This is a genomic window from Streptomyces sp. NPDC101219 (genome assembly GCF_044767675.1).
In the GTDB taxonomy this organism is placed as follows: Bacteria; Actinomycetota; Actinomycetes; order Streptomycetales; family Streptomycetaceae; genus Streptomyces.
Genome location: NZ_JBIWOK010000001.1, coordinates 598,234 through 624,448, shown reverse-complemented (window position 1 = coordinate 624,448; position 26,215 = coordinate 598,234). Strand labels below are relative to the sequence as shown.

The 26,215-nt window shown below is 76.1% G+C and carries 16 protein-coding genes; 6 read left to right on the top strand and 10 right to left on the bottom strand.

Annotated features, from left to right (window positions below):
* Window positions 1-204: 204 nt before the first annotated feature.
* The 3 genes from ACIRPP_RS02825 (at window position 205) to ACIRPP_RS02815 (ending at window position 15,257) form a co-directional block, all read left to right on the top strand.
* Window positions 205-12,873 carry an amino acid adenylation domain-containing protein gene (locus tag ACIRPP_RS02825; RefSeq protein WP_403637388.1) on the top strand — a complete coding sequence of 4,223 codons (12,669 nt, stop codon included), beginning with the start codon at window positions 205-207 and terminating at the stop codon, window positions 12,871-12,873.
* Between the two features lie 206 nt (window positions 12,874-13,079).
* Window positions 13,080-13,829 carry a beta-glucanase gene (locus ACIRPP_RS02820; protein ID WP_403637386.1) on the top strand — a complete coding sequence of 250 codons (750 nt, stop codon included), beginning with the start codon at window positions 13,080-13,082 and terminating at the stop codon, window positions 13,827-13,829.
* Window positions 13,830-14,075: 246 nt separating this feature from the next.
* Complete coding sequence (locus tag ACIRPP_RS02815; RefSeq protein ID WP_403637384.1) at window positions 14,076-15,257, top strand: acyltransferase family protein; 1,182 nt, start codon at window positions 14,076-14,078, stop codon at window positions 15,255-15,257.
* Window positions 15,258-15,342: 85 nt separating this feature from the next.
* On the opposite strand, the gene ACIRPP_RS02810 is transcribed toward ACIRPP_RS02815, so the two are convergent.
* The 8 genes from ACIRPP_RS02810 to ACIRPP_RS02775 all read right to left on the bottom strand — a co-directional run bounded on the left by ACIRPP_RS02810 (window position 15,343) and on the right by ACIRPP_RS02775 (window position 20,707).
* A complete protein-coding gene (locus ACIRPP_RS02810; protein WP_403637382.1) occupies window positions 15,343-15,969 on the bottom strand; it encodes a DinB family protein in 627 nt (208 codons plus the stop codon).
* A complete protein-coding gene (locus ACIRPP_RS02805) occupies window positions 15,966-16,436 on the bottom strand; it encodes a hypothetical protein (RefSeq protein WP_403637380.1) in 471 nt (156 codons plus the stop codon). Before ACIRPP_RS02805 ends, ACIRPP_RS02810 begins: the two co-directional genes overlap by 4 nt.
* 78 nt (window positions 16,437-16,514) lie before the next feature.
* Complete coding sequence (locus tag ACIRPP_RS02800) at window positions 16,515-17,747, bottom strand: ricin-type beta-trefoil lectin domain protein (protein WP_403637378.1); 1,233 nt, start codon at window positions 17,745-17,747, stop codon at window positions 16,515-16,517.
* A 172-nt stretch (window positions 17,748-17,919) separates the two neighbouring features.
* Window positions 17,920-18,276: a hypothetical protein gene (locus tag ACIRPP_RS02795; RefSeq protein ID WP_031102058.1), complete on the bottom strand. Its 357-nt coding sequence runs from the start codon at window positions 18,274-18,276 to the stop codon at window positions 17,920-17,922.
* Window positions 18,277-18,538: 262 nt separating this feature from the next.
* Entirely contained in the window at window positions 18,539-18,994 is a 456-nt protein-coding gene (locus ACIRPP_RS02790) for a hypothetical protein (protein WP_403637376.1), read from the bottom strand.
* 178 nt (window positions 18,995-19,172) lie between these two features.
* Window positions 19,173-19,352, bottom strand: coding sequence for a hypothetical protein (locus tag ACIRPP_RS02785; RefSeq protein ID WP_403637374.1), 180 nt, complete (start codon window positions 19,350-19,352; stop codon window positions 19,173-19,175).
* A gap of 93 nt (window positions 19,353-19,445) precedes the next feature.
* A complete protein-coding gene (locus ACIRPP_RS02780; RefSeq protein WP_192234859.1) occupies window positions 19,446-19,892 on the bottom strand; it encodes an SRPBCC family protein in 447 nt (148 codons plus the stop codon).
* 134 nt (window positions 19,893-20,026) lie between these two features.
* On the bottom strand, window positions 20,027-20,707 hold the full coding sequence (locus tag ACIRPP_RS02775; RefSeq protein ID WP_403637584.1) for a helix-turn-helix transcriptional regulator: 681 nt from the start codon (window positions 20,705-20,707) through the stop codon (window positions 20,027-20,029).
* An 82-nt stretch (window positions 20,708-20,789) separates the two neighbouring features.
* On the opposite strand from ACIRPP_RS02775, the gene ACIRPP_RS02770 reads away from it, so the two are divergent.
* On the top strand, window positions 20,790-21,221 hold the full coding sequence (locus ACIRPP_RS02770) for a hypothetical protein (protein ID WP_403637372.1): 432 nt from the start codon (window positions 20,790-20,792) through the stop codon (window positions 21,219-21,221).
* Window positions 21,222-21,371: 150 nt separating this feature from the next.
* Here the strand turns inward: ACIRPP_RS02770 and ACIRPP_RS02765 are convergent, their stop codons facing one another.
* The gene (locus tag ACIRPP_RS02765) at window positions 21,372-22,253 is read right to left on the bottom strand and encodes a diacylglycerol/lipid kinase family protein (RefSeq protein WP_403637370.1); all 882 of its coding nucleotides are present in this window, start codon (window positions 22,251-22,253) and stop codon (window positions 21,372-21,374) included.
* Between the two features lie 61 nt (window positions 22,254-22,314).
* A complete protein-coding gene (locus ACIRPP_RS02760) occupies window positions 22,315-23,910 on the bottom strand; it encodes an FAD-binding oxidoreductase (protein ID WP_403637368.1) in 1,596 nt (531 codons plus the stop codon).
* Between the two features lie 85 nt (window positions 23,911-23,995).
* Here ACIRPP_RS02760 and ACIRPP_RS02755 point away from each other — a divergent pair, with 85 nt between their 5' ends.
* Window positions 23,996-24,595, top strand: coding sequence for a TetR/AcrR family transcriptional regulator (locus ACIRPP_RS02755; protein ID WP_403637366.1), 600 nt, complete (start codon window positions 23,996-23,998; stop codon window positions 24,593-24,595).
* Window positions 24,592-26,169 (top strand): FAD-dependent oxidoreductase, encoded by a 1,578-nt coding sequence (locus ACIRPP_RS02750; RefSeq protein ID WP_403637364.1) that lies wholly within the window; start codon window positions 24,592-24,594, stop codon window positions 26,167-26,169. Before ACIRPP_RS02755 ends, ACIRPP_RS02750 begins: the two co-directional genes overlap by 4 nt.
* Window positions 26,170-26,215 lie beyond the last annotated feature (46 nt).

Genomic DNA, 26,215 nt, shown 5'->3' with positions numbered 1-26,215 from the left:
AGCAACCCTCACCGTCCGTGAACCGTCCCCCATAGCGTCCGCCCCGCCCTCCGCCCGCTCCACGGCGCCGTCCCGCCCCACCGTCCCTTCCCCGTCCCGTCCCACCGTCCCTTCCCCGTCCCGTCCCCGTCCCGCCCCACCGTCCCGTCCCCGTCCCGTCCCCATGCGGCCCGTCCCGGCCGCCCTCGCCGAACGATCGGATCCATGAACGCCGCCACGCTCCTCGACGTCCTGCTGGACGCCGCCCGTACGTCCCCCGACCAGGTGGTCGTCCATGTCCGGGGCGACGGCGGCGAGTCGACCGTGACCTACCGGCAACTCCTGGACCAGGCGCTGCACGTCGCCGGCGGGTTCCGCGAGGCCGGTGTCGCGCCGGGCACCTGCGTGCCCCTGATCGCGGAGCGCGGCGAGGACTTCCAGCCGCTGTTCTGGGGTGCGCTCGCGGCCGGTCTGGTGCCGGTGCCGCTGGCACCGGACGCGCGGCGGGTACGCCCCGTGTGGGAGCACCTCGGCGGTCCGCCGGTGGCGGTGGACGCGTCCTGCGCTCCGGTGGCGGGCGAACTCCCGGACGGGGTACGCGTGCTGCGGGCGGAGGAACTGCGTGAGGGGCCCCCGCTCGCGGACCCGGCCACGCCCGCGCCGGACGACCTGGCGTTCCTGCAGTTCTCCTCCGGGAGCACGGGCGCACCGAAGGGCGTGGAGCTGACCCACGCGGCCGTGGTGGCGAACCTGCGGCAGCTGACCGCGGCGTCCGCGCTCACCGAACGGGACGTGGTGCTCAGCTGGATGCCGTACTTCCACGACATGGGCCTCATCGGCACCCATCTGGCGCCCCTCGCCGCACGGGCCCGGCAGGTCAGGATCGCCCCGCTGTCCTTCGCCAAGAATCCCCGGCTGTGGTTCGAGACGGCGTCCGCCCACCGGGCCACGGTGCTGTCGGCGGCCAACTTCGCGCTGGCGCTCACCGTCCGCCGGGTGCCCGAGGAGGTGTGCGCGCGGCTGGACCTGAGCGCGGTGCGGCTGCTGCTGGTGGGCGCCGAGCCGATCTCCGCCACGGTGTGGCGGGCGTTCACCCGGCGGGCACGGACGGCCGGGCTGGATCCGCGTGCGGCGACACCCGTGTACGGGCTGGCCGAGGCGACCCTGGGCGTCACGTTCCCGCCCCCGGGCGAGGTGGCCGCACCGGTGGTGCTGGACCGGGACCGGCTCAGCCGGGGACACGCGGTGGAACGGGAACCGGGCGCCGGCGCCGTGGAGTTGATGGACGTCGGCGCACCCGTACCGGGGTGCGAGGTGCGCGTCACCGATGACCGAGGCCGGCCGCTGGGCGACCGGCGGGTGGGGCACATCGAGGTCCGCGGCCCGCAGCTCGCGCGCGGGTACCACCGGCTGCCGTCGGCCACGGCCGAGTCCTTCGCCGGCGGCTGGCTGCGCACCGGCGACCTGGGCTTCCTGCGGGACGGCCGGCTGTGCGTGAGCGGCCGGGCCAAGGACGTCCTGTTCGTCAACGGCCGTACGTTCCACGCGCCGGACATGGAGGACGTGGCGGCGGCGACGCCCGGGGTTCCCGCGGGGACGACGGTGGTGGTCGGGTCGACCGACCCGGTGACCGGCGGCGAGCGGGTGGTGGTGTTCGTGGCCTGGGCCCGGCCGCCCGCCTCCGCGGGTGAGGTCCTGGACATGGTGGCGCGGCGGGTGCGGGCGGCCCTGGGCCACGACGACGTACGGGTCCTGGCCCTCCCCCCGTCGTCCTTCCCGCGCACCACGAGCGGCAAGGTGCGGCGGCAGCGCATGCGCGCCCGGTTCGAGGCGGACGGCTACCGGCCGTCGGCCTCGTCGGGCACCGCGCGGGAGCCGGCGGTGCGCACCCCGGAGGGCACGGCTCCGCCCCGCTCCCGGCGGGAGGTGCGCCGGACGGTGCGGGACGCGTGGGCCCGGGTGCTGGCGGTGCCGGAGCCGTCGTTCGGGGACCGTGACCGGTTCGCGGAACTGGGCGGCACCTCACTGAAGGCCATGGAGGTGCTCGCCGCGCTGGAGGACGCGCTGGGCGTGCCCCTTGAGCCGGCGGTGCTGCGCAACGACACGGTGAGTGCGCTCACCGACCCTCTGCTGGACGTCCGGGAGACGGCCCGTGCGGGGTGGCCCGCCGGGCGGGGCGGCGACGGGCGGGGCGTCGGGGGCGGGGCTGACGGTACGACCTCGGCGGTCGGCGCGGACGGCGGGGACGGTGCGGACGGTGCGGACGGCGGGACCGGGGTGGACCGCCGGGCGGGCGGCTCCGGTGACCGGGCCGTGGGGCGCGCCGGCGGGCAGCCGGTGCCCGCGCCGCCGACCGCCGTGCTCGCCCTGGCGTGCCGGTTCCCGGGGGCGGACACGCCGGAGGAGTTCTGGGACCTGCTCGTCTCCGGCCGGGACGCGGTAACCACGGTGCCACCCGGCCGCTGGGACGACGGCCCCGGCACCGGAGGCGCGGGGACGCACGGCGGGGTCGACTTCCGTGCCGGGCACGCGGGGGCCGAGCCGGGGGGCGACTCCGGGGCCGGGAGGCGCGCGGGAGGGGCGCCCGGGACGGCCCGCTGGGGTGCCTTCCTGGACGATCCCGCCTCCTTCGACGCCGGTCACTTCACCCTTGACGACGCGGAGGCCCGCGCCCTGGACCCGCAGGCACGCATCTTCCTCGAACTCGCCCACGAGGCCCTGGAACGCGCCGGATACGCCGGGGCGCGACGACGGGGGCTGCGGGTCGGCGTCTTCGCGGCCGTCGGCGACAGCGGCTACCGGCAGGTCCTCGCCGACGCCGGTCCGGCGTACACGCCGCCCGCCGGAGCGGCCCTGACCGGCACGCTGCCCAACCTGGTGGCCGCCCGGGTCGCGCACTGCCTCGACCTGGACGGGCCCGCGCTCGTCGTGGACACCGCCTGCTCCTCCGGCCTGGTGGCCCTGCACCTGGCCCGGCGCAGCCTCGCGGACGGCGAGTGCGACCTGGCGGTCGTCGGGGGCGTCAACCTGCATCTCACCCCGGACGCGCACCGGGCCCTGGAGGCGGCGCAGGCCCTGTCTCCGACGGGACGCAGCCGCGCCTTCGCCGCCGACGCCGACGGCTTCGTCCCGGGCGAGGGAGGAGCCGCCCTCGTGCTGCGCCCCCTGCCGGCGGCCCGGCGGCAGGACGACGACGTCCTGGCCGTCGTCCGCGGCACCGCCGTCAACAACGACGGGACGTCGCTCAGCCTCATGGCGCCGAACCCGCTGCGCCAGCGCGAGGTGATCACCCGGGCCTACGAGGTCTGCGGCGTGGATCCGGCCTCGGTGACGTACGTGGAGGCGCACGGCACGGGCACTCCCGTGGGCGACCCGATCGAACTCCGGTCCCTGGCCCACGCCTTTCCGGCCCGCCCGGACGGCCGGCGCCGACTGCTGGGCTCGGTGAAGACCAACGTCGGGCACCTGCTGAACGCCGCCGCGCTGCCGTCCCTGGTGAAGACCGTCCTGGCGCTGCGGCACGGCCGGCTGCCCGCCTCCCTGCACGGCACCCGGCCCTCACCGGCCGTCGAACGGGCCGGTTTCGCGCTGGTCACCGAGGCCACCCGATGGGACTCGGACGGCCCGCGCAGGGCGGGCGTCAATGCCTTCGGCTTCGGCGGCACCAACGCGCACGCCGTGCTGGAGGAGGCCCCGCCCGCCCCCGTACGGCCACCGCACCGGGACGGCGCCGGGCCGCGGCTGCTGACGCTGTCGGCGGGCAGCGCCGCGGGACTCGACGCGTGGGCGGCACGGCTCACGGACCATCTGCGCGAGCGTCCGGACCTCGCCGAGGGCGACGTCTGCCGGTCGGCCGCGCAGGCCCGCGACGAGCGCCCCCACCGCCTCGCCGTGGTCGTCGACGGTGACCTGCGCGAGCGGCTCGCCGCCCTGCGGACGGACAGTGGCGCGGGGCTCGGAGCCGCCGCCGGCACGGTGACACGCCGTCCGCGTACCGTGTTCGTCCTGCCCGGGCAGGGCGCTCCGGTGCCGGCGCGGGGCCGGGAACTGTACGCGACGGCTCCGGTGTACCGCGCGACGCTCGACGAGGCCTCGGCAGTGCTGGACCCCGTGCACGGACGGGAGTTGACCGCCTGGTGCGCCGACACCGCGCCGGACGTCGGGGAGTTGGCGGCGACGGAGGTCGCGCAGCCGCTGCTGGTGGCGCACGGAGTGGCCCTCGCCCGGCAGTTGGCGGCCTGGGGGGTGCGGCCGGACGCGGTGGTCGGACACAGTGTGGGGGAACTCACCGCCGCCTGTGTCGCCGGGATGCTGTCGCTGCCCGACACGCTGGCGTTCGCCGCCGAACGCGGCAGGCTCATGGGCGCGTCGACCGCGCCGGGCGCGATGGCCGCGGTGCGCGGCGCCGACGAGGGCGAGGTGGCCGACCTGGTCGGCGCCGCGGCCGGCACCCTGGCGGTCGCGGCGTACAACGGGCCCGGCCGGCTGGTGCTGTCGGGTACGCCGGACGCGGTCCGGCGGGCCGCGGAACGGCTCACCGGGCGGGGGGCGACGGTCCGCCCGCTGGAGGTGACCCGTGCCTTCCACTCCCCCTTGATGGAGCCGGTGGCGGAGGCTCTCACCGAGGCGGCCCGCAAGCTCGCACCGAAGGCGTCCGACGTGCCGTTGATGAGCACGCTCACCGCCCGGTGGGAGTCGTGGCTCAGCCCCGAGCACCTCCGTGAACACGCCCTGCGGCCCGTGCGGTTCGGCCGGGCGGTGGAGCGGCTGGCCGAGGAGGGCTACGACACGTTCGTGGCTCTCGGGGCCGACGGGGGCCTCGCCGGTCCGGTCCGCGCCGTCGCCGCCCGCTGCCGGGCGCGCGCGAGCGCGAGTGCCAACGGCGGGGCGGGAGGCGGGGCGGACGGTGCGGCGAGCGATGCCGGGAGCGGCAGCATCCTCGTGGTGTCCGCGCCCGCCCGGCCCGAGGACGCCGGGGTGGAGGACACCGGGGCCGTGACCGGGCCGGGCGGGGCGCGGGAACTGCTGGCGACCGTGGCCCGCCTCTGGGTGCGGGGCGTGCCGCTGGACCGCACGGAACTCGACGCCGGCACCCGGCGCGTGCCCCTGCCGCCGTACCCGTACCAGCGCCGCCGGTACTGGCCCGGCCCGCTGCCGGATGACGGAGGGCTGCTGCACGAGGTGGTCTGGCGCCCCGCGCCGCCGGCCGCCGGCAGCCCTGCGGGGGCCGTGCTGGTGACGGGGCCGGACGATGTGGCGGTGCGACGCCTGACGGACGCACTGAAGGCCGAGGGGGTACGGGCGCTGGCCGGTGACGTCCACGACGCGGCCCCGGACGGCGAGCGTCCCGCGACGGTGCTGCTGCTCGCCGGGCCGGTACGGCTGGGGCCGGCCGGCGGGGGCGGCACGGATGTGCGCGGAGCGGCCTCCACGACCGCGGCCGGGCCGGACGCGGACCAGCACGGAGCAGCCCCCGGACCGGCGCACCCGGGAACGGCGACCGGACCGGACACCGGCCTGCACGGAGCGGTGGAGCAGTTCCGGGACGCGCTGGCCCTGGTGGACCGGTACGGGGCGCGGCGGCTTCTGCTCGTGACCGAGGACGTGCACGTCACCGGGCGGGGCGTGGAGCGCCCGGTGCCGGGGCAGGCGGTCCTCGGCGGGCTGGCCCTGGCCGTCGACCCGGAGTCGGCGGGTGCCTCGGCGCACTGGGTCGATCTCGCCTCCGCTGACGACGCGTTGAGCCGCGTCCGGGCCGTGGCCGCCGAGCTGTCCGTCCCGCGGACACCCGAGCCGGTCGCCTGGCGGGGCGGCCGGCGGTGGCGGCGGACCGTCACGGCCGGACCGGGCACGGCCGGACCGGGCACGGATGCGCCGGGCACGGATGCGCCGGGTACGGATGGACCGAGTACCAGTGAGCGGGCCGTCGCCGACCGCCTTCCCGCGGACGGCACCTACCTCCTCACCGGCGGCGCCGGAGCCCTGGGGTCGGCCCTCGCCCGGGATCTGGCGGGCCGCGGCCGGCCGGTGCTGGTGCTGACCGGGCGTTCCGTGCGTCCGCCCCGGGGCCTGCTGGAGGAGCTGACCGCGCTCGGCGCGGACGCACGCTACGTGACCGCCGACCTCACCGTGCCGGACCAGGTGGAGCGGCTCGTCGCCGGGCTGCCGCCGCTGGACGCGGTGTTCCACGCGGCCGGGGTCGTACGGCCGGGCAGTCTGCGTGGTACGGACGTGGCGGACACGCTGGACGTCCTGGCGGTGAAGACGGCCGGCACCGTCCTGCTGGCGGAGGCGCTCGGACGCCACGGCCGCCGGGCCGGCCTGTGCGTGGCGTTCTCGTCGGTGGCGTCGGTGCTGCCCGGCCTCGCCGGGGCGCTCGGTGCCTACGCCGCGGCGAACGCCTTCCTCGACGCCTTCGCCGGGGCCGAGCGGCGGGCCGGACGCCCGTGGCTGTCGGTGAACTTCGGCCCGTTCGCCGGTCCGGGCATGGCCGCGGGGGCGGCGGACGCCGGTGTCCTCGCCGGTCCGGCGGGGCGTCCCCTCGCCATCGCGCCCGCGCTGGCCGCCCTGCAGTCGGTGTGCGGGACGGACACGGCCCAGGTGGTGCTCGCCGACCTCGGGACCGGGGCGTCCCGGACCCGGCCGGACGAGGAGCGGGCGCGACCGGCCGTCACGGCGGCACCGTCGACGGACCGGCCCGCCGGCCCCTCCCTCTCCCCCGCTCCCGCCCGCCCCGCCGCGACGGCCGGGGCCGGTGAAGCGGCGTCGGCGGGAGGCGGACACGCGGCTCTGCTGCGGGAGTTGCTGGCCCAGTCGCTGGGGATTCCCGCGTCGGGCGTCGACGACGACACGCCGTTCCTGGGCCTCGGCCTGGACTCGCTGAGCGCGGTCGACCTGGTCAAGCGGCTCGAACGGAGGACGGGCCGGGACCTGCCGGCCACGCTGTTCTTCGAGTACCGCACGGTGCGTGAACTCGCCGCCCGCCTCGACCGTCCGGAGCCGGACGGGTCCCCCCGGGCGGGGGCGCGGACGCCGGAGGCGGTGTCCTCAGGGGCGGCCGCCACCGGGGAGGGTGTGCCGTTCCCCCTGACGCCGGTCCAGCTCGCGCTGCACACCAGCAGCCGGCTGCATCCGGAGGTTCCGGCCCGCGGTCACCTGCGGATGACGGTCCGCGGCCCTCTGGACCCCGGCCTGCTCGGCCGTGCGCTGGAGTCGCTGGCCGAACGGCACGGCATGCTGCGGCTGCGCGTGGACGACGGCGGCCCGCTGCCCGTGCAACGCGTGGCCCCACCGGCGCCCCTGTCCGACTGGTACGAGGTGCGCGCGTGCCCCGCCCGGGACCTGACCGACGCAGAGACGGCCCTGTGCAACCGGCCCTTCGACCTGGCGGCCGGGCCCCCCGTCCGTGCCGTGCTGCTGCGCGAGGAGCCGGAGCTCGCCCATCTCCTGCTGGTGGCGCACCACGCGGCGGCCGACGGGTACAGCCTGAACCTCCTGGCCGAGGAACTCTGGACGGTCTACACCGCGCTGCACCGCGGGGAGAGCCCTCACGGGCTGCCGGCCGCACCGGAGTTCGCGCGCCATGCCGCTGCGACGACGCACGGCGCCCCCGAAGCCGACCTGCGCTACTGGAGGCAGCGTCTCGCCGGCCTGGGCGAGCCGCTGCGGCTGCCCTACGACACGCCACCGCCGGGTACCGCACCCGGTGCGCCCGTGGCCGGGCCGGTCGTGCAGCACCACGGCGAGCTGGGCGCGGAACCGACGCGGGCGCTCGAACGGCTGGCCGCCGCGCACGACGTCTCCCTGTTCCACCTCCTGCTCGCCGCGTACGTGCGCTGCCTGGCACGCTGGTCCGGGCGGCCGGACATCGCCGTGAACGTGGCCCGGGCCCGGCGGGAGGACCGGTTCGACGGCGTGGAGCGCCTGGTGGGCCCGCTCGCGGACACCCTGCCGCTGCTGTGCCGCACCACCGGCGGCGAACCCCTCGTGGCGCTGGCCGAACGGGTGCGTCTGGCCTGGCTGGAGAGCGAGCGGCACGCCGGCCCCAGCAGCCTCGACCTGGCCGGCCTGCTGCCCGGGGCGGGGACCGGTCCGCGCACGGTGAGCCCCGCGGGCTTCAGCTTCGCCCGCTTCCCCGCGCGGCTCGCCGACGGCTGCCCGGTCGAGGTGCGGGCGACCGCCGCGGGCACCGGGTCGGCCGCGACCCGGCTGAGCCTGCTGTGCTGGTCCGACGGTCCCGTGCTGCGCATGGCGTGGAACTTCCCGGCGCCTCTCTTCGCGCGCACGACGGTGGCCCGGCTGGACCGCGAGTTCCGCGCCGAACTCGCCGCCCTGCTCGCACCGGAGGAACCCGGCGCGCCGCTCCCGGCGCCCTCCCGCCGGGACCATGCGGCCGGGGCGCCGCGCCCGGTGCCCGTGCGGGCCGACGGGAGCGTCCCGCTGATCGCCCGTCTGCTGGCCCGATTCCGTGACCGTCCCGGCGCGATCGCCGTCGAGACGGGGGACGCGTCCCTCACCTACGAGCAGTTGGACCGGGCCTCCGCCCGGCTCGCCGCCCGGCTGCGCGCCGACGGGGTGCGGCCGGGTGACCTCGTCGGGCTGCTCACCGAGCCGGGAGCGGACACGGTCACCGGGGTGGTGGGCATCCTGCGGGCGGGCGCCGGCTGGGTCCCGCTGGACCCGGACCACCCGGAGGCCCGGCTCACCGGTCAGCTGGCGTGCACGGGCGCGACCGTGGTGGTCTGCCACGCGGCCACCCGGGACCTTGCGGGCGCGCTGGACGGCGCACGGCCGGTGCCCGTGGACGCTGCGGACGCGGATGCGGGCGGGTACGAGGAACGGCGGGCCGCCGTGTCCCCCGCGGCCGCCCCCGATCTCGCCGTGACCGGCGCGGAGGCGGTGGCGTACGTCATCTTCACCTCGGGTTCCACGGGCCGCCCGAAGGCCGTGCCGATCAGTCACCGGGCGATGGAGAACTACCTCGACTGGGCGGTCGCCACCTTCGGTTACGGCCCCGCCGACCGTCTGGCCCGCACCGCGTCGCCCTGCTTCGACGCCTCGGTCCGCCAGTTGCTGGCCCCGCTGATGGTGGGGGGCACGGTGGTGTCGGCGTCCCGGGACCTGCTGCGGGATCCCGAGATGCTGCTGGCCCACGTGGAGCGCACCCGGATCACCGTGTGGAGTTCGGTGCCCACGGTGTGGGAGCAGTTGCTGTCCGCCGCGGAGGAGCGGGTACGGAACGGGGGCGCGGTGCCGGACCTGTCCGCGCTGCGCTGGGTGCACGTCGGCGGGGAGGCCCTGCCCGCCGGTCATGTGCGCCGCTGGTTCGACCTGTTCGGCCGGGGGGCGCGCATCGCCAACCTGTACGGGCCCACCGAGACGACCGTCAACGCCACGTGCCACGTCATCGACGCCCGCCCCGCCGACACCGTCCGGCAGGTGCCGGTCGGACGGCCCGTGGCCGGCACCGACCTGGCCGTGATCGGCGCCGACGGCACGCCCTGCGGTCCGGGCGAGCCGGGTGAACTCCTCATCGCCGGAACCGGCCTGACCGACGGATACCTGGGCGAACCGGAACTGACCGCGCGGGCGTTCGTGGTGCGGGACGGGCGGCGCTGGTACCGCAGTGGCGACCGGGTCCGGTGGTCGGCGGACGGTGAACTGGAGTTCCTGGGCCGTCTCGACGACCAGGTGAAGATCCGCGGCAACCGGGTGGAGCCCGGCGAGGTGGAGGCCGCCCTCCAGACGCACCCGGGTGTCGGCCGGGCCGTCGTGATCGCGCGGGAGGGCCGCCTGCACGCCTTCGTCACCGTGCGCGCGGGCGCCGGGCGGCCGGGCACGCGGGACATGCGGCGGCACCTCGCCACGCTGCTGCCGCCCTACATGGTCCCGGCGCGCCTCACCGTCGTCGACGCGATGCCGCTGACCGGCACCGGCAAGGTCGACCGGGCGGCGCTGACCGGCCCGGGCGTGGCCGACCGGACGGCGGCGGCCGGCCAAGCCGAGCCCCCGCGGGCCCCCGGGCGGGCCCGGCACACCGGACCGGCGGACCCGGCGGCCGGGTCCGGCACGTCCGCAGGCTCCGAGAGCTCCGAGAGCTCCGGGGGAACCGCTCCGGCGACACCGACCGAGCGGCGGCTCGCGGCGATCTGGTCCGCCCTGCTTCCGGTGGCCTCCGTCGGCCGGGACGACGACTTCTTCGACCTGGGCGGCGACTCCCTGCTCGTCCTGCAGGTGTTCGACCGGCTCGCCGAGGACGGACGCCCGCTCCCCCGGCCGACCGTGATCTACCGTCACCGCACCCTGGCGGCGCTGGCGTCCGCCGTCGACGCCGCCGGACCACCGGAGGCGGCGGGAGTGCCGTCGGCGGCCCGGGTGCCTGCGCCGGGCGACGGGACGGCCGGCCCCTCCGGGCCCTTCCCGGTCACGCCGGGCCAGCGCGGGTTCCTCCTGGCCGAGGCGTTGTCGCCGGGCGCCGGCACGTGGCTGGCGCGGCTACGGCTGTCCGGCCTGCTCGACCCGGACCTCTTCCAGCGGGCGGTGGACCTGCTCGTGGAACGCCACGGCATGCTGCGCACGGTCTTCCCGGCCGGTGCCCGGCCCCCGGTCCAGCAGGAACTGCCCCGGTCACTGCGGCTGCCGGTGGAGTTCGAGACGGTCACCGGACGTGACGCGGTCGACGAACGGGCGGCGGCCGAGTCGCGGCGGCGCCTGGACACATGGGCGTGGCCGCTCGTACGGCTGCGGGTGCTCACCCTCTCCCCGCGGGAGCACGTCCTGCTGGTGCACGCGCACCATGTGATCGCGGACGGATACAGCGCCGCGCTGCTGATGCGGGAACTGACGGAGGTCTACGACCGGTTGACCCGGGGCGAGGCCCCCCTGCCGGACCCGCTGCGGGCCGACTTCCGGGACCACGTCCTGTCGGCCCGTGCCCCGGCCGTCACCAGCACCGGCACAGGCACCGGCCTGCCGACCGGCACGGGGGCGGTCCCGGCCGAGGTGGCCGCCCCGTACCGGCCGCCGGTGCTGCGCTCCCCCGTGCGGGGCGTTGCCGCCACGGGCTCCGCGGACCTGGACTTCCACGCCACGGAGTTCACGCTCGACGCGTCCCGGACGGCGGCGCTGCGGAAGCTGGCCTCGGACGCGCGGACCACGCTCCACGCCCCGCTGCTGACGGCCTACCACCAGGAGCTGGCGGTGCTGACGGGCCGTGGGGACCTGGTCGTGGGGCTGGCGGTGAGCGGCCGGGACGACCGGGCGGTGCCCGACGTGCACCGCGTGTTCGGTCCGTTCGCCTCCGCCGTGCCGGTGCGGGCCGCCCCGTCGCCTGACCGGCCGCTCCCGGACGCCGACTTCGGCCGCGCGCTGCGCCGGGTCGCGGCGGCGGCCGAGGAGGCCCGCGCCCAGGAGGAGGTCCCGGCGCCGCACCACCCCGACGGGCTGCCTCTGACCGCGCAGTTCTTCTTCACGTTCCTGGACTTCGCGGCGCTCGCCCCGGCCGGGGACAGCGTGCTGCGGGTGTCGTGGGACGCGGGGGACGGCGCGTCGGCGTTCCTGCCGCCGTCGTCGGCGACGGATGTGTTCATGGCCGTGCGGCCGGAGGAGGACGGGCTGCGCGTGACCGTCCGTGGCTCCGCGGCAGCGTTCTCGGCGGGCGCGCTGGAGGCCTTCGCCCGCGCGGTACGCGACCGTCTCGTCCGGGCGGCCGGCGCGCTTGAAGCAGGACGGGCGGCCGGGCGCCGGGGCGGGGGGCCCGTGGCGGCCATGGACGCGGCGCTCGTCGGCTATCTGCCCGCGCCGGACCACCTGGCGCGGCTGGCCGGTCTGCCCGCGGGCGCGCTGCCGCGTGAAGAGGTGCGGGGCATGCTGTTCCCGGAGGGGGCGCCGCGCCTGCTGGAGACCGTGTCCACCGGCCTGGGGCGGTCGGGGTTCGTGTGCGTGCCGCTCTTCGCCGACGAACTCGCCGGCGGCCCTGACCTCGTGGCCCACGTCTCCCGTGCGGTGTCGCTCGCCGCGTCGGGCGGGGCGCGCTGCGTGTCGCTGGCGGGCATGATCCCCTCGCTGACCGGCTACGGCTTCGACGTGCTGCGTGCGGGGCGGCAGCCGGCGGCGGTGACGACCGGCCACGCGACGACGGTGGTCTCCGTGGTCAAGACCGTGCACGCGGCGCTGGACGCGACCGGCCGGGACCTCGCGGACCTCGACGTGGCGTTCGCCGGGCTGGGGTCGATCGGAGCCTCCTCCCTCGAACTGCTGCTGTCGCTCGCGGCCCGGCCGCCGCGCGGTCTGCTGCTGTGCGATGTGGCCGGCAGCGGGCCCCGGCTGACGGAACTGGGCCGCCGGCTGCGGGAGCGGGGGCTGACCGGCGACGTCCGGGTGGTGGAGGCGCAGCAGGTGCTGCCGGACGCCGTGTACGACGCGGATCTGCTGGTGACGGCGGTCAGCGGGGCCACGACGGTGCTCGACGTCGACCGGCTGCGGCCCGGGGCCGTCGTGGTCGACGACTCGTTCCCGCACTGCTTCGACACCGGGCGGGCGCTGGCCCGGATGCGGCAGCGCAACGACGTGCTGATCGTCGGCGGCGGACTGCTGCACGTCGGCACCGCCCGGCGGGAGCCCGCAGCGGACCTGCCGGCCGTCGCGGCGGCGGGGCATCTCGCCCAGCCCTGGATCGAGGGCACGCTGGCCTCGTGCCGCACCGAGTCCCTGCTGTGGGCCGCCACCGCCACCGCCAGAAGTGAACTTCCGCTGGTGCACGGTCTGGTGGACGCGGAGGCAGCGCGGGCCCACTGGCGGGCCGTGGAGCGAGCCGGTGTGACGGCCGCGCCGCTGCACCTGCTCGGCCACACCCTCGACGCGGACCCGACCGGGGGCGCCGTGGCCCGTCGCTGAACAGACCGGAGGGGCGGCGAATGGAGGACGAGATGCCTCGGCGGGGCGGCCCCGCCCGGCCAGAGGGCGTGCGGGTCGGTACGTCGGCGCTCGTCCGCCATGGCCGTCCGCCCCCTCCCCCCGGTGGTTCACCCGAACGCGTTGTTTGCCCGGGACCCGGGCGGGGCGTGGGCATGTGCGGGCCTCCTGGCGGAGAGAACCCGGTCATGCACGAACCGGCGTGGCACCTCCCGTCCTCCTCGCCCGAGAATCCTCCGGCACCCGGCCCGGCGTCCGGCGCGCTCCATGACCGGCTCAGCGGTCCGGCCCACGACGTGGTCTTCACGGCCGACTTCGCGTCCACCCGGCAGTGGGTCGCGGGCCGCTCCTGGGCCTATCCGGGCGGCGGCCCCACCAATCCCGGCGACGACAAACTCGACCACCTGGTACCGGACGACGACTACGGCCGCGGGGGCACCTTCCGCGCCACGCGCAGACCCGACGGCCGGTGGAACACCGGTCTGCTCACCACCGAGGGCAGCGAGGAGGGCTTCGTCGCGCGGGCCGGGGACGTGCTGGAGGCCCGCGTACGGCTGCCCCGGGAGATCGGGGCCTGGCCGGCCATCTGGACCTGGCGGGACGGCGACCAGGAGATCGACGTCTTCGAGTACCACCCCGACAACCCCGACCTGCTGGAGCTCAGCAACCATGTCCGTGACACCGGCCACTACTACCGGCACCGGTCGGTGCGTCCCGGGGCCTGGGTGGACCTCCGGGTGGAGTTCGGTGCGCGGTCCGTCGTCTGGTGGGTGAACGGCAACCGGGCGTTCGCCGACCGGCGGGGCGTGGGGCGTGGCTGGCATGCCCATCTCATCGTCAACCTCTCGGTGTGTGCCGGGCGGTACCACCCGCCGCCGGACGAGGACACCGAGGAGATGGCCTACGAGGTGGCGAGCCTGGTCGTGCGGAGGCCGTGAGTCGCCGGATTCCGCGAGTGAGAGGCCGGCGGAAAGGAGAGCAGAGACAGCAAGGGCCACTCCTTCGGTGGAGACCGCCGTCGCCCCGCGCCCGTCCGGCCGTATGTGGGCGACGCCACAGGTTTAGCCGGCGTGCGACGGGTGAGGCGGCTGGGATGTCTCCGCTCCCCCTCCCCTTCCGTCCCCACCCCACGAGACACACCGGCGGCCCCCGGGCATCGCAGACCCACGACCCCGGGAGGCGCGGTGAGTGACGCCGCACGGTCCGCCGGCCGCGGTCCCGAGGAGCGCGGTACCGCACCGGAGACGGACGCCGACCCCGCGGCCGGCACGACGGCCCTGGCCACGGCGGGCGGTCCACCGGCAGCCGGCCGCTCAGACGAGCCCACCGGGACGGACGTGGCGGCGCAGCAGCCTGGGCGTCGCGACGCGTTCTTCGACAACGCCAAGTACCTGGCGATCGTGCTGGTGGCGGTCGGGCACGCCTGGGAACCGCTGCGGTCCGACAGCCGCACCGTCACCGCGCTCTACCAGCTCGTCTACGCCTTCCACATGCCGGCGTTCATCATCATCGCCGGGTACTACTCCCGCAGTTTCGACGGCAGTCCCGGACGCATCAGGCGCCTGGTCACCGGGGTGGCACTGCCGTACGTGGTGTTCGAGACGGCGTACACCTTCTTCACCCGCTGGACCGACGGAGTGCCGGACCGGCCCATCACCCTCCTGGAGCCGCTGTACCTGACGTGGTTCCTGGCGTCGTTGTTCGTGTGGCGGCTGACCACGCCGGTGTGGAAGCTGGTGCGGTGGCCGGTGCCGGTGGCCCTCGGCATCGCCATGCTGGCCACGATGTCCCCGTCGCTGGGCGAGGATCTCGACATCCAGCGCATGCTGCAGTTCCTGCCGTTCTTCGTCCTCGGCCTGTGTCTGCGGCCGGAGCACTTCCGCGTGGTGCGCACCCGGCGGATGCGGATGCTCGCGGTGCCGGTGTTCGCCGGGGCGCTGGCCGCGGCGTACTGGGCGGTCCCGCGGTCGACCACCGCCTGGTTCTACCACCGGGACAGCGCGCAGGAGCTGGGCGCCCCCGTCTGGTACGGGCCGGTGGCGACGCTGGCCGTGTTCGCCTGCTCGCTGCTGCTCGTCGCCTGCTTCCTGTCCTGGGTGCCGGGGCGGCGGACGTGGTTCACCTCGCTGGGCGCGGCCACGCTGTACGGGTATCTGCTGCACGGTTTCGTGGCCCAGGTGAGCAAGTACTGGGGCTGGTACGACCCGGAGTGGCTGTACGAGCCGCTGGGCGCGGTGGTGGTGACCGTGGTGGCCGCGGTCGTGGTGACGGTCCTGTGTTCGGCGCCGGTGCGGCGGTTCTTCCGGTGGGCGGTGGAGCCGCGACCGGACTGGGCGTTCCGGACGACGCCACGCACGGCCGACTGACCCGGCGCCCGCGCCGGCGGGCGTCCGCGCCCCGGGGAGCGTCCGGCCCCGGGGCGGCGGCGGTTTCCGCCGGACGCGGTCCGGGTCAGTGGCCGCGGTCGCCGCGCTCGCGGTAGAGGTCGCGGATCAGGGCGATCTCGGCGCCGTGGTGGAGCACTTCCTGGTTGACCCACCAGACGATGTCGATGAAGGATTCCTCCGCGTCGCTGCCGTGCGGGTACGTGCACAGCCCGACGGTGTCGAGCGCGGTGTCGTCGACGCCCAGCAGCGCTTTCCGCCAGGCCGCGGCCCCCGCTTCGAAGGCGGCCACGGCCGCGTCCCGGTCGCCGGGCACGGGGTGGTCGTCGCGGGTGAGCCGGCGGCTGCCGGCGGTGTGGTCGGCGCGCAGCGCCAGCATCTCGCTCAGGTGGCTCAGCCGCCAGGCGATGGTGGTGAAGGGCGGTGGCCAGGGATGCGGATACGCGGCGGCGTCGCGCCCGAAGGGGCCGGCGCCGGCCAGCAGGGTCGCGCGGGGGCCCGGCCCGCCGGCGCGGGGGCGGACCGACCAGCAGTCCGGCACCGGCTCCCAGAGGTACTCGTCGTCGGTCATCGCCGGGACCTCGGTGCCGCATCCGTCACCGCTGTCCGTCACGGGGCCGGTCATCCGGCCGGTCAGCCGCGCGCGGGCGAAGTCGAACTGCTCCAGCAGGGAGGTCAGACGGGGCGGGGTCAACGCACCTCCTCGTCGGGGTCAGGGGCGGGGAACGCCGGAGCCGTGGCGCCGGCGGACGGCTGCCGCCGGGCGGCGCGCCGTTCGTGCAGCAGGGCGGCGCCGGTGGCCAGTGCGCCGAGGCCCTCCCACACCGCGACACCGAGGAACGCCTGCGGTGCCCTACCGCCGGCCACCGCGACGGTGAACACCGTGCAGGTGAGGAGCCGGAACGGCACGGTCCACAGGTAGAAGGCACGCCAGTCGGCCAGCGCGGCGAGCACGTAATACACGCCCATGTTGAGGGCCGCCATCGACGAAGCGGTCACGAAGGCGGCCGTGTGGTCGCCGCTCCCCCGCGCGCCCGGCACACCGAGACCGAGCAGCGACAGCTGAGCGGCCGGTGAGACCAGGCCGACGGCGCCGAGCGCCGCGGCGAGTACGCCGAAGACGGCCATGGTCCAGCCCGAGGGCGAGCGGGGGATACGCACGCGGTGAGCGTAGCGATCAGGGCGCGGGCCGCAACCGGTTTGCCGATCGGCTCATCGGCGCGGGGCGCCCGGCGCGGTTCAGCCCAGCGTCCACTTCTGGTTCGCTCCCCCGGTACAGGTCCACAGTTGCAGCCTGGCGCCGTTGGCGGAGCTGTTGCCGGTGACGTCCACACATGTGTCGGCCTGCGGGTTGACGATGTCGCGGGCCGCCGTGACGGTCCACCTCTGGTTGGGTCCGCCGGTGCAGTCCCACAGCTGCAACGGGGTGCCGTCCGCGGTGCCGTTGCCGGTGGCGTCCAGACACTTGCCGAGGGCGCGCAGCGTGCCGTCGGCCCCGGCGGTCCACTGCTGGGCGGCCGTGCCGTTGCAGTCGTGGAGCTGCACCGGGGTGCCGTTGGCCGGGTTCGCCCCGGCGACGTCGGCGCACTTCCCGGCGAGCCCCCTGACCGGGACGCCCCGGGCCGTGTCGCCGGTGGTCACCGAGACGTGGTCCACGACGAGTTGCTGCGGGAAGACGGTGGAGCCGTCGGGGTCGCCGGGCCAGTAGCCGCCGACCGCGAGGTTGAGGATGAGGAAGAACGGCTTGTTGAACACCCAGGTCCGGCCGCCCAGGTCGGCCGGGGTGCGCCGCTGGTAGACGGTGCCGTCCACGGACCAGGTGATGGAGTCGGGCGCCCAGTCGACGGCGAAGGTGTGGAAGTCGTCCGCGAAGGCCCGGCCGCCGGACAGGGTGTAGGAGGCGCCGATGCCGCCGGAGCCGAAGTAGCCGGGGCCGTGCAGGGTGCCGTGGACGGTGGAGGGCTCGAAGCCGACGTTCTCCATGATGTCGATCTCGCCGGAGGCGGGCCAGTCGACCGGTGTGCCCAGCATCCAGAACGCGGGCCACATGCCCTGACCGCGCGGGAGTTTCATGCGGGCCTCGACGTGTCCGTACTGCGCGGTGAACTTCCCGGCCGTGTTGAGGCGGGCGGAGGTGTACCGGCAGGTGCCGTACCAGCACTGGTGGTTGGCGGGGTTCTCCTTGCGGGCGGTGACGACGAGGTGGCCCCGGCCGTCCAGGGCGGCGTTCCCGGTGCCGCCCGTGTAGTACTGCCGCTCGTGGTTGTTCTCGTTGTCGCCGGTCTCCAGCTGCCACTTCGAGGAGTCGACCGCCGCTCCGGCCGGGCCGTCGAAGGTGTCCGAGAAGGTCACGGCCGTCGGGGCGGGGACGTCGGCGGGTTCGGCCCGTGCGGTCCCGGTCGCTCCGGCGGCGACGAGGGCGGCGGACAGGGCGGCGATCAGCCAGGTGCGGAGGGGGCGCGGAGAGGCCATGGCTCTCCCTTCCGTTCGGCGGCCCGCCGACGGGCACGCCGGACCGAGGTGGTGGGGGGAAAGAGCGTCGCCTCTTGATTCAAGGCATGAGGTAAGGGAGCGTCAACACCTTGGTCCGGACCAGGCGTTCACACCTGCGCGGTCCGGCCGGGCCGCGGGGCGTGGACGGGCGTCAGGCCGTGCCGTCGCGTGAGGTGCGGTGCGCGCAGCCGGGGTCGTGGTCGGTCGCGCACGACGTCCACCACCGTTCGCAGCACGCGGCGTCCACCTCGACCCGGGCGAGCACCGCGGCGGCCGTGTCGCGCCAGGCCCCGCGTCGGCCCTCGCGCTCGCGCAGGACGGCGACGGCATGCCGCTCCTCCGCGATGACGCCCTCCCGGGCGACCCCGAGCACCGGGGCCAGACCGGCGACGGCCATGGCGAGGCTGGTCCAGAGGGGGACCGTGCCCCAGGTGCGCACGGTGCAGTAGGCGAGCCAGAGGGCGACGGCGACGTAGAGCGCGGAAAGGGTACGGCTGCCTCTGCTCATGCCGGTCCTCCTCGATCCGTCGGGGGGGCGCACCGGACCGGACGGCGACGTGACTCGCCCGGGTCCCGGCGACTGCGGATGGAGTTCGGATGCCCGCGATGGACGGGACCATGACCGCCCGGACGGCAGAAGTTCAACGGGCCTCGCCCCAGCGCGAGTCGGGAGTCCCTGGCGTCCCGTCAGACGCCGGGGTGACGCCGGAGGCAATGCTGGGCGGTCCGCCCCGGGCGGGACCTTCGGGCTGAGTGGGGCGGGCGGGGCCTCAGGCCACGCGGGCGCGCCCCCGCAGCGGGCCCACGGGCGGCTCGGCGGTGCGGACCGCCGGGCGGGCCGGGGCGGCGGGCGTGCGCACCGCGGCACGGACCCGGTACGTCGTGCGGTGCGGGTCGACCACGGGGTCGCCGAGCGTGATCCGGCCGGCGGCGTGCAGGGCGTCGCACTCGTCCGTGGGCAGCGCGACGTAGCAGCCGCCGAGGCCCGTGGTGGAGTCGATCGGACGCCAATAGCTGTACCGGCGACGGCCGTTGGCGTGCACGCTCACGTAGGTGGGAGTGCGCGGGTCGGAGACGATGCGCAGCACGTCCGCCGCGGGCGTGCCGGGCGCCCCCTGGGGCCGGGGCAGGGGCCGGGTGGCGGGTCCGGCAACGGTGCGGGAGGAGCGGGTGCGCGGGGCCGGGAGGGCGACGAGGCGTGCGGCCTGATCGACGGTGGAGAGCATCAGCAGGGCCTTTCCGGAGCCGGGACTCGAGACCGTCTACCCAGCGGGGCGCCGGTGTTGATCTCCTTTTCCGATCATTCTGCAATTCGGCACTGACATCGGGGGCGGATCCCGGTCGCCGACCGGTGGAGAAACACTCGGCCGGGTGCGGCAGTTGACGTCGGGGGCTCGGGCGGAGTCAGGCGGTCGCCCCCTCCTTCTCCGGGCCGGACCCCTCCGGCTCCGGCGTCGCGAACCGCGAGGTGATGCTGATCAGCACGCACGTGGCCGCGGCGGCGCCGAGGCCCAGGCGGCCGACTCCGAGGACCCGGCCGGTCAGCAGCAGGGCGCTGCCGGCCAGCGCCGACGCCGCTGTCACGAACGAGGTGTAAGGGACCGTCAGCGGCCACGACCGTGCGGCGTCCGGGCCGTCCGGCCTCGCGGGGGCGCCGGGCGGGCGAGTTGTGCACGGTCAGTGCGCCTCCACCGCCGTCTTGATGCGCCGGCCGAAGGCCGGGGCGTCCTTGCGGGCCGCGCCGCCCGCCACCGGCAGGAGCAGCTTGCCGACGCCGTGGCCCTCAAGGACGTTGTAGAGCCGCACGTGGGTGCCGCCGTCGGGGGTCGGCTCCAGGTCGTAGCCGCCTTCGTCCGCCGTGATCAGGTTGCGGGAGCGTTCGTGCCAGCGGATCCGGGTGGGGGCGGTCAGTTCGGTGATCTCGAACTCCCGCCGTGTCGTCATGCCGGCGTCCTTGACCGTGCTGGTGAAGACGGTGCCGACGTGGGTGGGGCCGCCGGGTTCCTTGTCGATGCGCTGCACGCGCGGGCTGAACTCGGGGTCGTGTTCCCCGTCCGCCAGGTAGGCGAAGACCTCGTCGATCGGGCGGTCGATGTCGACGGTGGCCTCGAAACGTGTGGACATGGGTCGTCCTCCTCCGAGGAGGCTGGGCGCTGCCGCATAGGGCAGTCGGCGCCGTTCCACGATACGGCCGTCACCGGGGTCGTGCCGCCCCACGGGGGCCCGGCCGCCCGGCGGCGCCCCTGACCCGGCCCGGTTCAGGCGACGGGTTCCAGGCGGACGCAGCAGCGGCCCTCCGCCGGGGCCAGGCAGGCCGTGTAGCCGGTTTCCCGGAGCCCTTCGAGGACTCCGCCCAGCAGGTGCAGGTTCATCCCGCACACCGTCTGCGTGTGTTCGCGGGCCAGGGCATGGAAGGGGCAGTTGCCCAGGACGACGGTGCCGTCCTCGCGCCGGGGTTCGAAGCCGTACCGCTCCAGGACACGGAGCACCTCCTCCCCCGCACCGTCGGCGCCGATGCGGGCGCCCAGCGCACGCGCCTCACGGTGCAGGACGTCACGCACCGGTTCACCGGTCGCGCCGGACTCCTCCACGGCGCGGGCGAGGAGCCGGCCGGCGAGTTCGTAGCGCCGGCCGGGCAGGCTGACGGCTATCTGGCGCGCGGACCGCCGGTAGAGCTTGGCCGGGCGGCCCGCGCCGGGTCCGGTGCGCCCGCTGCGCCGCTCGTACACCACGTCGAGCAGGGACTCGTCCGCGAGGCGGTCGAGGTGGAATGCGGCGGTCTGCCGGGCCAGCCCCAGGTCGGCCGCGGCTTCGTCCCGGCCGACGGGGTCGGTGCTGCGCGCCACATAGTCGTAGAGCCTCCGGCGGGTGGGTTCGCCGAGCGCGGCGATGGCGGAGACGTCTGGGTCGCGTACTTCGTCCGTGTCGTCCACGAACACCAGTGTAAAACCCACAGCCCTTGACTAAAGAACGGCGGAGGTCTTCTATAAGTAATGAACCTTGTCGATAGAAGGAGGGGCCATGGCCTCCACGACCACCAGCAAGAACACGACCGGTGTGCGGCGCGCGCAGCTCGCCGACCCCGGTTACCAGGCGTACGTGATCCTGCGGACGGGATTCGTCGTGGCGCCGATCCTGTTCGGGCTGGACAAGTTCGCCAATCTGCTCGTCGACTGGCCCGGGTACCTCGCCCCGTGGATCGACGGCATCGTGCCGGGCGACGCCCAGGCAGCCATGTACATGGTGGGAGTGATCGAGATCCTGGCCGGTGTCGTCGTGGCCGTGGCACCGCGCTTCGGGGGCTGGCTGGTCGCGGGCTGGCTGGCCGGCATCATCCTCAACCTGCTGACCATCCCGGACTACTACGACGTCGCCCTGCGCGACTTCGGGCTGCTGCTCGGCGCGGTCGCGCTCGCCCGGCTGGCGCAGCGCTACCACGGCGCACAGGAGTGAGGGACGGCGGGAACCCGCGTCGGGCGCGGGCGCGTGGTGCCGTGCGCACCACCCGCCCGCGTCCGCACGCGGGAACCGCAAGGCACGCCGGCCAGGGCCCGGGCGGCCCGGGCCGTCAGCCGAGCACCACCCTCGGCCGAGCACCATCCGTCAGCCGAGCACCAGCAGCGCCCCGGGCAGGACGCGGGCGCTGACCGGGAGGACGGCCTCGACCTCCCCGTCGGTGCCGTAGGGCACCTCGCGGTCGGCCTCGATGCGGATCTCCCGCCCGCGCAGGACGCGGACCTGGGGGCGGTTCACGTGGGCCCCCGACTCCAGCTCGTTCATCAGGGCGAAGAACAGCCTGCGGGGCGCCTCCTCGATCATCACGACGTCCAGCAGCCCGTCGTCGACCCGGGCGTCCGGCGCGATCAGGCGGCCGGAGCCGTAGTAGCCGGAGTTGGCGGCGACGACGGTGTAGCCGGTGTGCGCGTGTTCCACGCCGTCGACGGTGACGCGGTAGTGCGCGGCCCGCCAGGAGGCGACGGCGCGCAGGCCGCCGGCGTAGTAGGACGCCGATCCGCGCAGCAGGCGGGAGCGGTTGGCGTGCCGGTTCGCCAGCGCGTCGACGCCGGCGTAGACGCTGCCGAGGACCACGGTGCGGTCGTGGACGGCGGACGTGACCTCGATCGTGTCGACCGGCCGGGGCTCGCCCGTGAGGAGGATCCGGGCCAGCTCCTCGGGGTCGGAGGGCAGGCCGAGGGCCCTGGCGAAGTCGTTCCCGCGGCCGGCGGGCACCAGGCCGAGCGTGGCGCCGGTGCCGCTGAGGGCGCCGCCGACGCACCCGGTGATGCCGTCCCCGCCGACGGCGAGCACCACCCGGCCCTGCTCCCCGGCGGCGCGGGCCAGTTCGCCCGCGTGGGCGAGGCTGCGGCTGTACTCGGTCCGCAGGTCGGCGCCCGCCTCCCGGAGCAGCCGCGCCAGGGTGATCAGCGCGGCGGCGCCGGTCGAGCCGCCCGCGGTGGGGTTGACGACGGCGGTGAACTGGCGCATCGGGCTGCCTCCGGCGGGCCGAGGGGTGGGGTGGGCAGGGCGGGGTCCGGCGGGGTGCCGCTCAGTCACCGGCGGGCAGGAGTACGCCGGGGCTCAGCAGTCCGGCGGGGTCGAGGTGCCGCTTCACGGCGTCCAGCGCCTGTGCGGCGACGGGGCCGATCTCCCGGAGGTACCAGTCGCGGTGGTCGGTGCCGACGCCGTGGTGGTGGCTGATGGTGCCCCCGGCGGCGAGGATCGCCTCGTTGGCCGCGTGCTTGGCGCGGGTCCAGTGCGCCACCGCGTCGTCGCCCTGCGCCGAGACGACCGTGAAGTAGAGCGAGGCGCCGTTCTCGTAGACGTGCGAGATGTGGCACATGACCAGGGGCGGGGTCCCCGCCTCGGTGAGGGTGCCGGTCAGCGCGTCCCGGACGGCCGCGTACAGCTCCGGGACACGGGACCAGAAGGTGGCGGTCTCCAGGGTCTCGGCGAACGCCCCGGCGTCGAGGAGGGAGTCGCGCAGGTACGGGGCGGAGTAGCGGCCGCCCGCCCAGCGCCGGCCCGGTTCCTCGCCCAGCGGCGTGCCGCCTGCGGCGCGCAGCACGGCGGCCGCGCCGGCCCTGCGGTGCTCGGTGTCCTCGGCGGTGCCCTCGTGACCGACGACGGCGAGGCAGCCGGCCGAGGAGTCCTGCGCGCCGGCGCCGATGGCGTCGGGCTGGGCGAGGCCGATCAGCGTCTCGGTCTCGTCGGACAGGCGCAGCACGGTCGGCCGCGGCCCGTCCTGGGCGAGGCGGCGCAGCGCCGCCGTGCCCTCCGCGAAGGAGGGGAAGCGCCAGCCCTCGTAGACGCGGCTGTCCGGCACCGGGCGGATCCGTACCGTGACCGCGGTGATGACGCCGAAGGCGCCCTCGGAGCCCAGGACGAGCTGGCGCAGGTCGGGTCCGGCGGCCGAGCGGGGGGCGCGGCCGGTGTCGAGGGTGCCGCGCGGGGTGGCGAGGGTCAGGGAGAGCACCATCTCGTCGAACCGGCCGTACCCGGCGGACGCCTGGCCGCTGGAGCGGGTGGCGGCGAAGCCGCCGATGGTGGCCCACTCGTAGGACTGGGGGAAGTGGCCGAGGGTGAAGCCCTGTTCGGCCAGCAGCGCCTCGGCCTGCGGGGCGCGCAGCCCGGGCTGGAGAGTGGCGGTGCGGGACACCGGGTCGAGGCCGGTCAGGCGGTCCATGCGCCGCAGGTCGAGGGCGACGAAGGGGCGCCCCCGGTCCGGGGCGAGACCGCCGACGACGGAGGTGCCGCCGCCGAACGGGACGAGGGCCAGGCCGTGCTTGGCGCAGGCGGCCATCACCGCGACGACGTCGTCGTGCTCCGCGGGGAGCAGGACGGCCGCCGGGACGTCGGAGAGGTCGCCCTCGCGGATGCGCAGCAGGTCGGGGGTGGACTTGCCGCGGGTGTGGCGGATCCGGGTCTCCGGGTCGGTGCGTACGTGCTCCTCGCCGACGGCGGCGGCCAGGGCGCGGTGCGCGGCCGGGTCGAGGGGGGAGGCCGGGACCGTCAGGTCCTCCAGCGCGAGGGGTTCCTGGGCGCGGGGCTTGACGCCGAGCAGATCGCGCAGCAATCCGGTCACCGAGTCCGGCAGGGGCGTCGCCCGGGCCGGGTCGCCCCAGCCACTCCACAGCATGTCCATGACTGTCGTCCTCACCGGTCGGTTCGAGCGGAATGAAGCAGTGGTGCCGTCGCCGACGGCCGCACCTGGCGTTACACTGTTACACATGACGCCTATTCGTCACAACCGTTCGGACAACGACGCCGTCCTCGACGCCGTGCGCGACTGCGTGATGGCCGTCGGCGTGCGCCGCACCACGATGACCGACGTGGCCCGCCGCGCCGGGGTCTCCCGCATGACGCTGTACCGGCGGTGGCCCGACGTGCGTTCCCTGGTCGGGGACCTGATGACCCGTGAGTGGGTCGACGTCGCCACCGGGGTCGTCCCCGAGCGCCGTCCGGACGTGCCGACCCGGGACCGGATGGTCGCCGGACTGGTGGCCGGGGTGCGCGCCTTCGGGGAGCACCCGCTGTTCCGCAAGATCGTGGACGTCGATCCCGAACTGCTCCTGCCCTACGTCCTCGACCGCCGCGGCGCCAGCCAGCAGGCCCTGCTGGGGCTGCTCGCCGACGACCTGCGCGAGGGACACGCCGACGGCTCGGTGCGCTCCGGACACGCCGAACGGCAGGCCCGCTCGCTGCTGCTGGTCGTCCAGTCCTTCGCCCTGTCCCTGCGGACCATGACCGACGAGGACGACCCCGACCTCGGCGCCGAGGCCCTCCTCGCCGAGCTGCGCGATCTCCTGGAGAGGACCCTCACGCCATGAACTCCCCCAGCGGCCCGCCCCCCGGGTCCTCCCTGTCGGCCCGCCGGCGCACCCACGAACTCGCCCGCACGGTGGGCGGCCCCACCGTCGACGTGCTGGTCGTCGGCCTCGGCGCCACCGGCGCGGGCGTCGCGCTCGACGCCGCCGCGCGCGGACTGAGCGTCGTCGCCGTGGACGCCCACGACCTCGCCTTCGGCACCTCCCGCTTCAGCAGCAAGCTCATCCACGGCGGGCTGCGCTACCTGGCCTCCGGCCAGCTCGACGTGGCCCACGAGAGCGCGGTGGAACGCGGGGTGCTGATGGAGCGCACCGCCCCGCACCTGGTGCGCGCCCAGCCGTTCCTGCTGCCGCTGACCCCGCTGGTCCCGCACCGTCAGGCCGCCCTCGCGCGCGCCGGGTTCCGGGCCGGCGACACCCTGCGGCTCGCCGCCCGCACCGCCCGCGCCACGCTCCCGCCGCCGCGCCGGCTGTCCGCGGTGGAGACCCGGCACCTGGCGCCCGTCCTGCGCGGCGACGGCCTGCGCGGCGGCCTGCTGTCCTGGGACGGCCGGCTCACCGACGACGCCCGCCTGGTGACCGCGCTGGCCCGGACCGCCGCCGCGCGCGGCGCCGTGGTGCTCACCCGCGTGCGGGCGCTCGCCCTGACCGGGACGGGCGCCCGGGTGCGGGACGAACTCACCGGCGAGGAGGGCGAGATCCGCGCCCGCGCGGTGATCAACGCCTCCGGCGTCTGGGCGGACGGCCTGGTCGACGGCATCCGCATCCGGCCCTCGCGCGGCACCCACCTGGTGCTGCGCCCCGACTGCCTCGGGCCGCTCCCGGCCGGCCTGCACATCCCGATCCCCGGCGAGTCCAACCGCTTCGTCCTCGTCCTGCCCCAGGACGACGGCCGGGTCTACGTCGGGCTCACCGACGAACCGGTGCAGGGGCCCGTCCCGGACGTCGCCGAGGCACCGGAGACGGACATCGGCTTCCTCCTCGACGTCCTCGGCTCGGTCGTGGACGTGCCGGTGCGCCGGGACGACGTCGTGGGAGCCTTCGCCGGTCTGCGCCCGCTGCTCGACACCACGGCCGGCGGCGGCGCGTCGGCCAGGACCGCCGACATCTCACGGCGGCACGCGGTCCTCACCTCGTCCGAGGGGGTGGTCACCGTCGTGGGCGGCAAGCTCACCACCTACCGGCGGATGGCCGAGGACGCCGTCGACACCGCGGTGCGTGTGCGCGGGCTGGCGGCCGGCCCGTCCCGCACGGCCGCGCTCCCGCTGGTCGGCGCCGCCGCACCGCGCACCCTGGCCGCGCTGCCCGCGCCCCGCCGGCTGGTGCAGCGCCACGGCACGGAGGCGCCGGCGGTCCACGCACTGGGCGCAGGCGACCCCCGGCTCCGGGAGCGCGTGCTGCCGTCCCACCCCGTCACCGGTGCCGAGGTGCTGTGGGCGCTGCGGCACGAGGGGGCCCTGGACGAGGCCGACGTCCTGGACCGCCGGACCCGCATCGGGCTGGTGCCCGCCGACCGGGAGGCGGCCCTGGACGCGGTACGGGACCTGCTGGACGGAGCGCTGACGCAGGGGGGTTGACCCGGGCGCGGGACCGGACCGTCCCGCCGGCCCCCGGGGGCCCCGC

What these genes read in the sequence shown, in the direction of transcription:
- ACIRPP_RS02825 (WP_403637388.1), top strand. Translation starts at nt 205, where the DNA reads ATGAACGCCGCCACGCTCCTCGACGTCCTGCTGGACGCCGCCCGTACG.
- ACIRPP_RS02820 (WP_403637386.1), top strand. Translation starts at nt 13,080, where the DNA reads ATGCACGAACCGGCGTGGCACCTCCCGTCCTCCTCGCCCGAGAATCCT.
- ACIRPP_RS02800 (WP_403637378.1), bottom strand. Translation starts at nt 17,747, where the DNA reads ATGGCCTCTCCGCGCCCCCTCCGCACCTGGCTGATCGCCGCCCTGTCC.
- ACIRPP_RS02795 (WP_031102058.1), bottom strand. Translation starts at nt 18,276, where the DNA reads ATGAGCAGAGGCAGCCGTACCCTTTCCGCGCTCTACGTCGCCGTCGCC.
- ACIRPP_RS02790 (WP_403637376.1), bottom strand. Translation starts at nt 18,994, where the DNA reads ATGCTCTCCACCGTCGATCAGGCCGCACGCCTCGTCGCCCTCCCGGCC.
- ACIRPP_RS02780 (WP_192234859.1), bottom strand. Translation starts at nt 19,892, where the DNA reads ATGTCCACACGTTTCGAGGCCACCGTCGACATCGACCGCCCGATCGAC.
- ACIRPP_RS02770 (WP_403637372.1), top strand. Translation starts at nt 20,790, where the DNA reads ATGGCCTCCACGACCACCAGCAAGAACACGACCGGTGTGCGGCGCGCG.
- ACIRPP_RS02765 (WP_403637370.1), bottom strand. Translation starts at nt 22,253, where the DNA reads ATGCGCCAGTTCACCGCCGTCGTCAACCCCACCGCGGGCGGCTCGACC.
- ACIRPP_RS02760 (WP_403637368.1), bottom strand. Translation starts at nt 23,910, where the DNA reads ATGGACATGCTGTGGAGTGGCTGGGGCGACCCGGCCCGGGCGACGCCC.
- ACIRPP_RS02755 (WP_403637366.1), top strand. Translation starts at nt 23,996, where the DNA reads ATGACGCCTATTCGTCACAACCGTTCGGACAACGACGCCGTCCTCGAC.
- ACIRPP_RS02750 (WP_403637364.1), top strand. Translation starts at nt 24,592, where the DNA reads ATGAACTCCCCCAGCGGCCCGCCCCCCGGGTCCTCCCTGTCGGCCCGC.